Origin of the sequence: Bacteroides clarus YIT 12056 (genome assembly GCF_900129655.1) — a bacterium.
Classification (GTDB): domain Bacteria; phylum Bacteroidota; class Bacteroidia; order Bacteroidales; family Bacteroidaceae; genus Bacteroides; species Bacteroides clarus.
The window spans coordinates 120,666-134,751 of record NZ_FQWK01000005.1; the positions used below are offsets into that span (position 1 = coordinate 120,666).

General features: G+C 39.2%; 7 protein-coding genes. All 7 read left to right on the top strand.

The genetic code is table 11. The features are described from left to right. The first annotated feature begins 17 nt into the window (after window positions 1-17). Window positions 18-3,035, top strand: coding sequence for a SusC/RagA family TonB-linked outer membrane protein (locus tag BUB52_RS10070; RefSeq protein ID WP_039950764.1), 3,018 nt, complete (start codon window positions 18-20; stop codon window positions 3,033-3,035). A gap of 11 nt (window positions 3,036-3,046) precedes the next feature. After that, a complete protein-coding gene (locus BUB52_RS10075) occupies window positions 3,047-4,579 on the top strand; it encodes a RagB/SusD family nutrient uptake outer membrane protein (protein ID WP_009122018.1) in 1,533 nt (510 codons plus the stop codon). Between the two features lie 21 nt (window positions 4,580-4,600). After that, the gene (locus tag BUB52_RS10080; protein WP_009122019.1) at window positions 4,601-7,510 is read left to right on the top strand and encodes an FG-GAP-like repeat-containing protein; all 2,910 of its coding nucleotides are present in this window, start codon (window positions 4,601-4,603) and stop codon (window positions 7,508-7,510) included. Window positions 7,511-7,693: 183 nt separating this feature from the next. Continuing rightward, complete coding sequence (gene queA, locus BUB52_RS10085) at window positions 7,694-8,752, top strand: tRNA preQ1(34) S-adenosylmethionine ribosyltransferase-isomerase QueA (RefSeq protein WP_009122020.1); 1,059 nt, start codon at window positions 7,694-7,696, stop codon at window positions 8,750-8,752. A 30-nt stretch (window positions 8,753-8,782) separates the two neighbouring features. Continuing rightward, window positions 8,783-9,232, top strand: a complete 450-nt coding sequence (folK, locus tag BUB52_RS10090) for a 2-amino-4-hydroxy-6-hydroxymethyldihydropteridine diphosphokinase (RefSeq protein ID WP_009122021.1) — start codon at window positions 8,783-8,785, stop codon at window positions 9,230-9,232. A gap of 40 nt (window positions 9,233-9,272) precedes the next feature. After that, window positions 9,273-10,889: a DUF6377 domain-containing protein gene (locus BUB52_RS10095; protein ID WP_009122022.1), complete on the top strand. Its 1,617-nt coding sequence runs from the start codon at window positions 9,273-9,275 to the stop codon at window positions 10,887-10,889. A gap of 208 nt (window positions 10,890-11,097) precedes the next feature. After that, window positions 11,098-14,073 carry a SusC/RagA family TonB-linked outer membrane protein gene (locus BUB52_RS10100; protein ID WP_009122023.1) on the top strand — a complete coding sequence of 992 codons (2,976 nt, stop codon included), beginning with the start codon at window positions 11,098-11,100 and terminating at the stop codon, window positions 14,071-14,073. The last annotated feature ends 13 nt before the right edge of the window (window positions 14,074-14,086 follow it).

The window sequence follows — 14,086 nt, forward strand, 5'->3', positions numbered from 1 at the left end:
ATTAAATCTTGAATACCATGAAAAGAGTTTTTTTAACTTATCTGTTTTTATGCAGCATGCTGGGCAATATACTTGCCCAGGAAATTACAGGAAAAGTTCTCGAACAGGAGACTTCAGAACCATTGATAGGTGTTAGCGTTTCGGTTGAAAATTCTACAAAAGGGACAATCACGGGTTTAGATGGTTCCTATTCGGTTCCCGCAAAAAAAGGGGATGTTCTCGTCTTTTCTTATATTGGTATGATTACTCAGAAAGTAACGGTCCAAAATGAAAAGGTGATCAATGTTCATCTGTCACAAAATGAAAATATGCTGGAAGAGCTGGTTGTTGTAGGATATGGTACCATGAGGAAAGAAGATTTGACTGGTGCTATTTCATCTCTTAAGGGGAAAGACATTGAGGCAACCACATCTTCGAATGTATTAGAAGGAATTGCAGGAAAGCTTCCGGGAGTTCAGGTAGTTCAAAACTCAGGGACTCCTGGTGGAGATGTAACCGTACGAATAAGAGGTATCGGTACTATAAATAATGCAGATCCTTTGTATGTAGTAGATGGAATGCCTGTTAATGGGGGAATCTGGTTCCTAAATTCTAATGATATCCAATCTATCGATGTCTTGAAAGACGCCTCGGCAACTGCTATTTATGGTTCAAGGGGTGCTAATGGAGTGGTTATGGTCACTACTAAAAAAGGTATTAAAGGAAAGACGCAGGTTTCGGTAGATTATGGCTATGGTTTCCAAAAGATAGCGAAGAAATATGATATGATGAATGCGGCTGATTATGCAGCCCTGCACAATGAGATGCGGAAAAATGCAGGTTTTGAACTGAATCCTGATTTTGCGAATCCCTCATCATTAGGTAATGGAACTGACTGGTTGAACCAAATATTCGAGACGGCTCCTATCCATAAAGTTTCAGCTACTATTTCCGGAGGTAATAAAACTGTCCATACTACCTCACTGGGATATTATAAGCAAGATGGTATTTTGAAAAGTACAGGATATGAGAAGGTTACTCTTCAATCCAATTTATGTTCTGAAATTAGTTCTAAGTTCAGACTGACTACCAATATTGCGTTAAGTGGAGAAAAAAGGGATAACCAAGATGCCTATACAGTAATAGCAAATGCTATGAGAATATTACCTTCTATTCCGGTTTATGATGGAGACAATAATTATGGAGGCCCGACAGGGAGTTCTGAATTGAATGGTTCGGCGATCAATCCTGTTGGAATATTGAATACACAAACCAATACGGCCAATGCATATCGCGGAATTGCAAATGTTTCCGGAGAATATGATATTGCAAGTTTTCTTCAATTTAAGACGGTAGTGGGTGTTGAAGCCGGATATAACTATAATGATAGTTATATTCCTAAATATAAATGGGGAAATGCCCAGCAAGATGAAACTAAACAAACGACTTCTTCTGCATATGAGGTTCTAACTGTATGGGATAATACTCTTACGTTTAATAAAACATTTAATAAACATGCTATTACGGCATTGGTGGGAACGTCTTTCCAAAATTATACTAAGCGTTGGTTGAGTGCATCGGGTACCGGGCGTTCCAGCGATGCTACTGTTGAATTGGATAATGCATTGGAAGCAGAATCGGTAGGTGGTAATCGTTCTGACTGGGCAATCATGTCTTATTTGGGAAGAATAAATTATTCTTATGATAATAAATACTTTCTGACTGCTTCCTTAAGGGCTGATGGTTCTTCGCGTTTCGGTCCTAAAAACAGATATGGTTATTTTCCTTCGTTTTCAGGTGCATGGACTATTTCGAATGAAGATTTTATGCAAGACAATAAAGTTTTTAGTTTCTTGAAATTGCGTGCGGGGTATGGTATGACAGGAAATCAGTTAATAGATAACTTTATTTATACAGATAGACTGGATGCTTTGGGACAATACAATTTTGGTAGTTCATCCAATTCATCTTCAAATACAGTAGGCTTAATTTATCCCGATAAATTGTCTAATCCTGATATAAAGTGGGAGAGTGTGGAACAGTATAACTTAGGAATAGATATGGCATTCTTAAATAATCGTATTTCGTTTACCGCTGATTTTTATCTCAAGAATACGAATGATATGTTAACTCAGGTACCTGTACCGCAGACCAGTGGCTCTTCATTGAATTCGGCGGATTGGCCTTATGTAAATATTGGGAAAGTAAGGAATACAGGTATGGAGTTTAGCATTAATACTGTCAATTTTGAAACAAAAGACTTTAAATGGAATAGTGGTTTTAATATTGCATTTAATAAAAATAAGGTAATTAATATAGGAGGTTCCGATATATTTGAGTATCTTTTATTGTTAAGAGAAGGAGAACCTATTAATGTCTTTTATGGATATGCAGTAGACCATATATACCAAAATTTGGATGATGTATTTACCGGTCCTGCCATGGAAATGCGGGCTTCTGATAAGAATAGCCACAATTCACAAACAAACACCTCACCGGGTGATATCGCTTTTAAAAAGTTTACTGATGGGGATGTTATAACAGAAAAAGACAGAACCATAATAGGAAATCCGCACCCTAAGTTTACAGCTGGATTAAATAATAGTATTTCTTATAAGAATATAGATATCAGCTTCTTCTTGCAAGCTGTGTATGGCAACGAAATATTTAATGAAATTCGTCGTGAACACGAAAGTATGTCAACTACTTACAATCAATTAGCTTCTACTTCAAACAGGTGGACTGGCGAAAACTCAAGTTATAGTATGCCAAGAGCAATATATGCAGACCCGAATGATAATAACAGACGTTCTGATCGCTATGTGGAAAATGGCTCTTTCTTGAAATTGAGGAATTTGAATATCGCATACCGTTTGCCGGAGAGATGGACAAAATCACTTTCATTGCAAGGTGTAAAAGTTTATGCAAATATTGATAATCTTTTTACTATTACTAAATATTCCGGTTTAGATCCGGAAGTAGGTGTTAACGGGTATGATTATGTGATTTACCCTCCTGCAAGGACCTTTATGTTTGGTGTTAATATTAACTTTTAAAATTGAGTACAATGAAAGCAATGATTAAATATAGCATCTGCAGCATTTTGTGTATATGTTTTGTCTCCCTATCAGGATGCGAAAGTTATTTGGAGAAATCTCCGACAGATAAGATTATTACGGGTAACTTTTTTACAACTGGCACTGCGGAAGAAGTTGAGAGTGCCATAAATTCTGTATATCAACCTTTACAGCGGTCATATATGTACAATCTGCGTATGTGGACTTTGGATATTATAGCAGGAGAAGGTCGTGTCGGAAATGAGGCTGGCGGTAACGGCATAGAAACGGTACAATTGTCTAATTTTATTGCAAATTCAGATAATAATGGAGCTAAAGAATTATGGCGTGGCCCTTGGGCGGGCATTAATCGTGCTAATTGGGTGATTGATAATATTGATCTTTCGAAGAAAAATATTAGTGATGATAAAATATCTCAATATAAAGGGGAAGCTCATTTTTTAAGGGCCTTATATTACTTTAATATGGTGAGGCTTTTTGGCAATGTCCCATTGATATTGCATCAACAAACAGCTAATGATAATCTGAAAGTTTCAAGAACAGATAAAAATGAAGTATATCAAGTAATTATTCAAGATCTTCAAAATGCATCTGATTATTTACCTCAAAGATATACAGGAGAAGATATTGGACGTGCTACAAGTGGGGCGGCATTGGGATTATTAGCTAAAGTATATTTAACATTAAAACAGTATAATGATGTTATTGATGTTATCGAACGACTTATGGCTACGAATGTATATTCTTTGAATGAAAATTATAAAGATAATTTTGATGATACCAAAGAAAATGGACCAGAGAGTTTATTTGAAGTTCAATATGAGAAAGGATCACCTTATGCACCATTTGATGTACTTGGACAAGGGGCATGGCATAATGAGTATCTTGCTCCATTGGCACCTGTAAATATAGGTGGTCCTTGGGGAAATTTTGGTTGGTTTCATGTCTATTCAGAATTTGCTGAAAGTTTTGAACCTAATGATAAAAGAAAAATTGTTTCTATTTTTTCTGAAGGGGATGATTATCAAGGTTGGATATATGATCCTGCTGTTTCAACAACCGGATATAATGTCAAAAAGTTTATGTGTACTAATTATGGCACTACGAATCCAATGGACAGTCCATTAAATTTTCCTGTATTACGCTACTCTGATGTGTTACTGATGTATGCTGAGGCTTTGAATGAAGTAGGAAGAACTGCAGAAGCTTGTGCAGTTGCAACTGCTCCCAACGTTGGTGGTCCATTAAATAGAGTCAGGGTACGTGCAGGGTTACCAAGCGTGTCGGGGCAACAAGCAGAAGTCCGTGAAATTATACGTCACGAACGTCGTATGGAACTAGCTTTTGAGGGGGGACATCGTTGGTTCGACCTGATAAGATATGATGAAGGGGAATATGCAAAGAACTTCTTCCATAGTATTGGAAAGACAAATTTCACACTTCCCAAACATCTTTTATTACCTGTACCTATTGATGATATCGATGCTAATCCGAATTTGCTACCTCAAAATTCAGGTTATTAACCCTAAATATTAAATAGAATTATGAGAAGTGTATATATACTAATTCTTCTTTTCGTTGCTTCATGGGCTTATTCACATGATGATGTAGCATATCGTACTTCAAAAGGATGGTTTATTGATTTCAACAATGATTCATCCATTGATAAAAGTTTGCCTAGAAATTTTTCAGAAAAAGAAATGACTTTCTTTGCTGATTATGACGGTGATGGATTTTTAGACTTATGTGAGGTTAAAGTAAAGGGAAATAATCTGGAGTGGAGTTGGTTCATAAAAGCTCATCAAGGAGATTTTAAGAAATCTGTTACTACTGTTTTTGGTACTCCTCAAGAGCAGTGCCTTGTTGGTGACTTTAATGGAGATGGTAAAACAGATATTGCTGTAATAACCTCTAATGGAGATGGTAAATTGGAATGGAGCATTGATTATTCTCCTTGTGATGGAGTTAGCGATATTTCTGGAAGTAGTTTTGGACAGGTTGGTGATAAAGTATTGGCGGGAGATTTCAATGCTGACGGAGTGGACGATCTTTGTATATACAGACCTGGGACCTCACAGTGGTTTGTCTCATTGTCGGACTTGGTAGGGAAGCCCAGCTTCAGTTCTCCTTATGCAATCGACGGACTTATTTTTGGTACGCCGTACGATATTCCTCTTGTTGGTGATTTTAATGGAGACGGTTATGACGATATGGCTGTATATCGCCCCAAGGACAATAAAATATATATAAATTATTTTAGTCCTGATAAACCTAAAATGGAAGGATACGGAAATATTCATGGTAAAGGAGAAGTAAATCAAAGCATTACTTGTCCGGTAAAAGATATCTTAGGATTTACTATTGCAGATTTCAACTATTCTCGCCCACAAGTTTTGCCTCTTGCTACGAAACAAGCTTTGGGTAAAAAAGTCAATTTAAGACATGGATGGACCTGTATATTTGATGAATCTTTAGATGTAGATAAATGGATTGAAGCGTTGAAGGCTTTAGGAATAAATACTTTGGAATATCATCCATGGATGCGGGCCCATGAAGAAAATGCAATGATAGGTAGTTCTTGGAATACTTATGTCGGAGACGATCGTTTATGGACTAGTAAGGCCAAGATGTTGGAGAAGATAAGGAAGTTTCAGGCGATAGGTGGGCGTAATATCTGCTACAACGCTATATACGCTTCTTCTCCGGCTTTCGCTCACAACCATCCGGAGTGGGCCATACGTAATCCTGAAAACCAGAATTTCTTCATGTATGGAGAGAACTATCTTTACTTGATGGGTATTAATCAGAATATAAATCACTCATATACAATTAATGGCAAGAGTTTCAGGAATTTTAATGATTATTTAAAGGATCAGGCTGAAATGGCTCAATTGGAATTTAACTGGGATGGTTGGAGATGGGACTGGTATGGATTACCGGATGTATACGAGTGTAATGCATTGAGCGGAAAAGGGGATATTTCACATGAGATCTCTGTATTGACAGATACGCTGAATACACATGTAAAACAGATACGCCCTGATGTAACCACTACTACATTGCAATTACCGTATGCCAACAATAATATTCCTTTTGAAATGACGGCAGCTGTAGTAGACCATCAGTTTCTGGAAATATGGCCGGAAGCATGGGGTACGGGAGATCGGTATAGCCAGATGTATGATGTAATGTACAAAGCTAAATCCAAATATCCAGATAAGCCATTGTTTGCAAATTTCTATCCGCCAACAGCTATGAAGCTGACTGCTAGTTGGCCACAAGCTAATATCCGCTATCAGTTTGCCACTTGTCTTGCTGCTGGAACTTATCCTGCAGCTCAGGTCGTAGATGGAATTGCCGGATTTACAGACCCTGTTCCATTTCATGCAACTAAATATCCTAAAGAGGTATTGACTGAAATATCCAAATGGAATAGATTCGCTGAAGCGTATGGGGGGTATTTCTATTACTCTAATCCTGTTTACTTATTTAGGGATATCAGGGAAAGTCGTGTATCTGTAAAAGAACAATTCCCAGGGCTCGTGATAAAAGCAAAGGAACGGATAGATAAGCGTACGCGTCGGATAGATGCTTTGGTGATTAATTTAATTAATTATGGTGTTGATGAGCTTAAGTGGACGGAAGTAAATTTTGAACCACAGACAATTTCTGCAACAGTAGATTTTCAGCTTCCTCAAGGTTTGAAAGTCCATAAAGCTTATTATATTTCTCCCGAAGGAAAAATGGAAATACCTTTGAACCGGAATGGGCGATCTTATCAGGCAATAATTCCGCAACTCAGCTTGTTTGGTAGCCTCGTAGTTACTACGAATCGTAATAGGGATTTACCGGAAGTTCCTAAAGATTATGCACGTTCATTTCCCGACTATGAGTTTACATATGATAGTTCCGGAAGTACACTTTCCAAAGGTGCGAAGGAAATTATTGTACTTGATGAAGAGATCCCTCTTCCTATAGATAACTATTACAATGGTAAGCTTTCAACTTGGGAACTATCTGAAGATGCTTATAAAGGAAATACCTCAATAAAGGTTACACCGGAAAAATTGTATATAACAAGTACAAGTAAAAGTGCAATCAGGGTGCCTATTGAGATATATAAAAACTTTGAAATAGCAATTAAGAGTAATGAGGCGTCCGCTACATGGTTCGGTTTCCGGTTGTTGAAACCTTCAGAAACTTCGCCGATATGGGAAGCTAAGAATATATTTTATCGGGTGGGTACTGCACAAGCTGATACCCCTTGTATTACTCTGACTGAAAATGAACCTAAGCTTGAATGGACAGTATTTAAAAGAAATATTTATAATGATATAATTAATCATCCGGAATTTACGGGCGAATGGTCGAATGCGATTGTTACTGCTATTTTACTGGGTCCTATAGAAGGAAATAGCGCTAATTTTGATGATTTGAGGTTTATCCGGGAATAGTACTGTTTTTATTTCGGCACTGTACATAATTCAGAGTCAAATTATTATCTTGCTGCATTTAATTATTATTAACTATGAATGTCTTGACATCGCCTATCCGCAGTTTGTATCTTTGCAAACTATTGTGCGTAAAGAGCGAGAATAGAGAATAAATATAATAAATGTCTGATAATCAACTGCAATATGAAACTGTCGCAATTTAAATTTAAACTTCCTGAAGAGAAGATCGCCTTACATCCTACAAGGTATAGAGATGAGTCGCGCTTAATGGTATTACACAGAAAGACGGGCGAAATCGAACACCGTATGTTCAAGGATATTTTGGAATATTTCGATGATAAGGATGTATTTATCTTTAATGATACGAAGGTGTTTCCCGCCCGTTTATACGGTAACAAGGAAAAAACCGGTGCGCGTATCGAGGTATTTCTGTTGCGTGAGTTGAATGAGGAGTTGCGTTTATGGGATGTGTTGGTGGATCCTGCCCGTAAAATCCGTATCGGTAACAAACTCTATTTCGGCGAAGACGATTCTATGGTGGCCGAGGTGATTGACAATACTACCTCGCGCGGACGTACCCTTCGTTTCCTTTATGACGGGCCGCATGACGAGTTCAAGAAAGCCCTGTACGCATTGGGTGAAACGCCGCTGCCGCACAGTATCATCAACCGTCCGGTGGAACCGGAGGATTCGGAACGCTTCCAGTCCATTTTTGCCCGTAACGAAGGTGCCGTAACGGCTCCGACGGCCAGTCTTCATTTCAGCCGCGAGTTGATGAAGCGCATGGAGATTAAGGGAATAGACTTTGCTTATATTACGCTGCATGCAGGTTTGGGTAACTTCCGCGATATCGATGTGGAGGACCTTACCAAGCATAAAACGGATTCCGAGCAAATGATTGTTACGGAAGATGCCGTAAAGGTTGTGAATCGCACCAAGGATTTGAATAGGCAGGTATGTGCCGTAGGTACTACGGTGATGCGTGCGATAGAGAGCACTGTCAGCACAGACGGCCATTTGAAAGAATACGAAGGCTGGACGAATAAGTTCATCTTCCCGCCGTACGACTTTACGGTTGCCAACGCGATGGTGTCCAACTTCCATATGCCGCTTTCCACCCTGTTGATGATTGTTGCCGCTTTTGGCGGTTATGAGCAGGTAATGGAAGCCTATAATGTAGCGTTGAAAGAGGATTACCGTTTCGGTACTTATGGAGATGCAATGCTGATTACGGATAAATAAAATAAAGGTTGGTAATCCCTGTTTTTATTGATGTACGTTTACTTTAGTTTAGGGACTAATCTTGGCGATAAGGAGCATAATCTCCGTCTCGCCGTTCAGAAAATAGAAGAGCGGATAGGGAAAGTGATTTCCCTGTCCGCTTTTTATGCTACCGCTCCGTGGGGCTTTTCCTCTGAGAATACATTTTTGAATGCCGCTGTTTGTGTGGAGACGCTTCTTCCGCCGTTGTCTGTTCTGTATCTTACTCAGGAGATGGAACGTGAGATAGGACGCACTCATAAATCTGTCGGCGGGGTATATAGCGACCGGCTGATAGATATAGACTTGCTTTTGTATGATGACCGGGTGATGGATACCCCCGAACTGAAACTGCCTCACCCCTTGATGCACGAACGCCGTTTCGTGATGGAACCGTTGGTGGAGATTGCACCGGATTTAGTTCATCCGGTATTAAAGAAAAAAATGCGGGAATTGCTGTAAAAAATCGTATCTTTGTTTCCGCGCATAAATCAGTTTGCTCATGTTCAGATATTCGGCTTTCATAGTGTTTCTTCTGTGTTTCTATTCGGGCTTGACGGCCGGGGATAAAACGGATGATGATATTTTGCTTTTGAAGCTGGACAAGATGATTCAGCAGCGTGAGACATATCAGAAAAAGGTGGAAAAGGATATTGCGGAGCTTCGCAGGACGTTGGATTATGTAGGAGATGATAGAGCGAGGTTTGATATTTTGGGTGATTTGTTTGTCAAATACCGTTCCTTTAGGGTTGATACGGCGTTGATTATAGCGGAAGAAAGGCTGGAACTTGCAGACGGATTGGGTGAAGAATACGTTAATCAAGGGTTGATGAATCTGGCTGATGCTTTGAATAAAGTAGGAAAGCATGAAAATGCATTAGGTATTCTGGATAAAGTAAAGAGAACTGAGGCTGTGCGAAAGGATACCTATTTTTATTATTTGTATCATACTACCTATTTGTCCTGTTACAGTGATGAAATGGAAGTGTCCAAGAAGCAGTTGTTCATGCGGCAGATAAGGGCTTATAAGGATACATTAGTGGCTATCAGCGATCCTAATACCGCCAGCTATGTGACGAATAAATGCGGCAGTCTGAGCCTGCAGGGAGAATGGGATGAGGCTATCCGGATATTGACCGGATATTATGAACGTTGTACGGATGATGATCCCGACAAGGCGAGAGTGGAATATCTGTTGGCGGAATTATATTTGGGCAAACGTGATGTACAGTTGGCAAAGCATTATCTTATCCGGGCTTCCATTACCGATATAACGAATGCCAAAAAAGTGTATATGTCGTTACAGCAATTGGCAATTTTGCTTTTTCAGGAAGGAGATATCGAAAGAGCTTATAATTATATTTCTTGTTCACTGGAAGATGTGAATTTTGGAAAAGCCCGTTATCGTATCGTGGATATAGCTGAATATCTCCCTATTATTAAAGCCGCCAATGATAGTCGTGTAAAAGCTGACAGGGACAAGGTGTTGTTTTTTCTTTTAGTTTTGTCCATTCTCGTTATTACACTGATTATCGCTTTCTTTGTTCTTCGCCAAAAGAACCGTAAACTGCTGAGGGTAAAGCAATCGTTGGCGGAACAGAATCAGCGTCTGCAGGAAATGACGGAGAATCTTACCCGGATGAACGAGGAAATTAAAGAATCCAACCATATTAAGGAAGAATATATTGGCTTGTTGTTTAATATCTGCTCTGAGTATATTTATAAACAGGAAACCGAGCGCAAGAGCTTATTGAAAATTGTCAATACCGGTTCTATGGCGGATATTTCCAAGATGCTTCATAATCAATCCTCTACTACGGAAGACTTTAAACTGTTCATCAGTAAGTTTGATACTATATTCCTGTCTATCTTTCCGGATTTTGTGGAATCTTTCAATACTTTATTGAAAGAGGACGAACGTATACAGCTAAAAGAAGGTGAATTGTTAACGCCCGAACTGCGTATCTATGCCCTTATCCGTTTGGGTATTGATGATAATTCTAAAATCGCCAATTTTCTTCATTATTCGCTTCAGACAGTATATAACTATCGTTTAAAAATGAGGAATAAAGCGATTATTCCCGGAAAAGATTTGGCTGTTCAGGTACAAAAACTGTAAAAAGCGTCTCCTTTGAATTTACTTTTATTGTGTATGTCCTTTTTGTTAATTTATTGATAATAAGGGTGCTGTATCTTTATTATCTTTCCTTTTACTTACTTTTTCATTCATAACCTTTGTCAAGCGAAAATATAATATCTACTTTCGCCTACAATCTAATTTTTATACCGAATGTGGTATACTTTGTTACACTTTAATTTAAAACATTATGAAAGGCAAGAAAAATCCAGAAGCTTTTGGAAGAAAGTGGCGGTATCTGTTTATGATGCTCGCTTTGGTTTTCAGTGTAGGGGTTTCTGCACAAAAAACAGTTATTAAAGGTAATATCTCTGATAGGGAAAATTTACCCGTTATCGGAGCAAATATCTTGGAAAAAGGGACGACAAATGGAACTATCAGTGATGTGGACGGTAATTTTACAATCACCGTCAGCAGTCCCAAGGCTGTTTTACTTATTAAATATATCGGCTATAAAGATGTGGAAAAGGTCGTTTCTCCAATGATGAAAATCTTGATGGAGGAAGATAGTGAGATGCTCGAAGACGTAGTCGTTATAGGTTATGGAAGTGTGAAGAAATCTGATGCGACAGGTTCGGTAACCGCTATCAAACCGGATGATTTTAATAAAGGCTTACGTACTACCGCTCAAGATGCTTTGGTGGGTAAAGTACCGGGTGTAAATGTCGTTTCAAGTTCCGGCGCTCCGGGAGCGGGCGCCACTATCCGTATCAGAAGCGGCGCATCACTATCTGCATCCAATGATCCGCTAATTGTTGTTGACGGTGTACCGGTGGACAACTCCACTATTGAAGGTGGCGGAAATGTAATCGGAGGTATCAACCCGAACGATATTGAAACATTTACCGTATTAAAAGATGCTTCAGCCACTGCTATCTATGGTTCCCGCGCATCTAATGGCGTGATTGTAATTACTACTAAGAAAGGTTCTGATTCCAACCTGCGTTTCAACTATTCTACTAACCTTTCTGTAAGCACCATTACGGAAAAATTGGATGTACTTTCCGCTGATGAGTTCCGTGAGTTCGTTCCTACAGTATCGGGTGTTCCGGGCTCCGTGACTTTGGGTACGGTTTCTACTGATTGGCAGGATGAGATTTACCGTACGGCATTCGGACAAGAACATAACTTTTCCGTTTCCGGTAAGGTAAAGAAAAATGCACCTTACCGTTTGTCGGTAGGTTATAATAATCAGAATGGTGTGGTAAAGACAAATAACTATGAACGCTTTACCTTTAATGGAGGTATATCTCCTAAGTTTTTTGACAATCATCTTACCGTTGACCTGAACGTTAAAGTTTCGTATGAGGATAATCAGAAGGTGGATGAAAGCGTCGTTAATAATGCGCTCCGATACGATCCTACCCGTCCTGTCATGACCGGAAGTGCAACGGGAGCCGATGAGCCGGGATTGGGTTACTTTATTTGGATGAATGGAAATTCTCCTATGGCTATTCAAACCGATAACCCTGTGGCGCAACTCGAATTGCAGAATTTGCATAATAAAGTAACCCGTTCCATCGGTAATGCTGCCATCAATTATAAAGTGCACCGTTTGGAAGATTTACAGTTGAACGCCAATTTGGGTTATGATGTATTGAGAAGTAAATATACTAAGAATGTGCCCGATATGGCCGGTATGATGTATACATCTAACATGAAAGACGGTACGGGACTTATGTATGATTCTAAACAGAATAAGCGTAACTATTTGTTGGATTTATATGCCAACTACTCTCATGTGTTCAATGAAAAGCATAATTTCAGCGCAATGGCGGGATACGGTTGGCAACATTTCTGGAAAAAATTCGATGCGACCACTCTCTCTCCGGAAGGCAAAGAACTGTTCTCACCAAATCATTATGAGTCTGAATATTATCTACTTTCATTCTATGGACGTTTAAATTACTCGTATGATAATCGTTATATGATTACAGCCACTCTGCGTTCAGATGTTTCTTCACGTTTTGCCAAGGATAACCGTTGGGGCTTATTCCCTTCCGTTGCATTGGGATGGAAGATCAGTCAAGAGGCATTTTTACGCGATTCGGAAGTGTTGTCAGACTTGAAGTTGCGTTTGAGCTATGGTCAAACCGGACAGCAGGATATTCTGAATGACTATCCGTATATGACTACCTTTACGGTATCTTATCCGGAATCTTGTTATCAATTCGGTGACAAATGGTACTATACTTATCGCCCGAACGGCTATGATTCTGATATTAAATGGGAAACTACCGAAACTTATAATATCGGTTTGGATTACGGTTTTCTTAACAATCGTATTTACGGTTCTATTGATTACTATCAACGCCACACAAAAGATTTGCTGAATACTATCAATGTAATTTCAGGAACCAACTATTCCTCCGTCATTACAACCAATATCGGTGAGATGGATAATAAAGGTGTGGAATTTGCCATCAATGCGGTGCCTGTGCATACAAAAAACTGGAAATGGACAGTGGGCATGAATTATACATGGAATGATTCTGAAATAACCAAGCTGAATGTTATTGATTCGGATGCCAATTTTGTGCAGACAGGAGCTATTTCTGGTACGGGCAAGACGGTTCAGGTATTTATGGTAGGTCAACGTCCCTATACTTTCTATCTGGCAAAACAGGCTTATGATGATGGAGGTAAACCTATCGAAGGGCAATATGTGCAACCGGATGGCTCTATCTCTGCAACAGAAACAAAATATGCCACGAACAAAAGCGCATTGCCGACATCCTATCTGGGATTCAATACCCAGCTTACTTATAAAAACTGGGATTTTGCCATTAGCGGACACGGGGCATTCGGTAACTATGTATATAATTATGTGGCTGCCGACCAGTATGTGCAATCGGTGTACAGCGATCAAGGAAATTTCTCCAATATATTACGCAGAACTAAAGACTCCGGTTTCCAGAACCAACAACTTTATTCGGATTATTTCTTGGAGAAAGGCAATTTCTTCCGCATCGACAATATTTCTTTGGGATATACGTTCCAGAAGTTATGGAATAGTTCCAGCTCTTTGCGCCTGACGTTCGGTGTGCAGAATGTTGCTACCTTTACAAGCTATTCCGGTATTGATCCGGAGATTTACAGCGGTATCGATAAAGAGGTATATCCCCGTCCACGCGTATTTTCATTAAGTGCTAATTTAAATTTCTAACGGCTTAAAACTA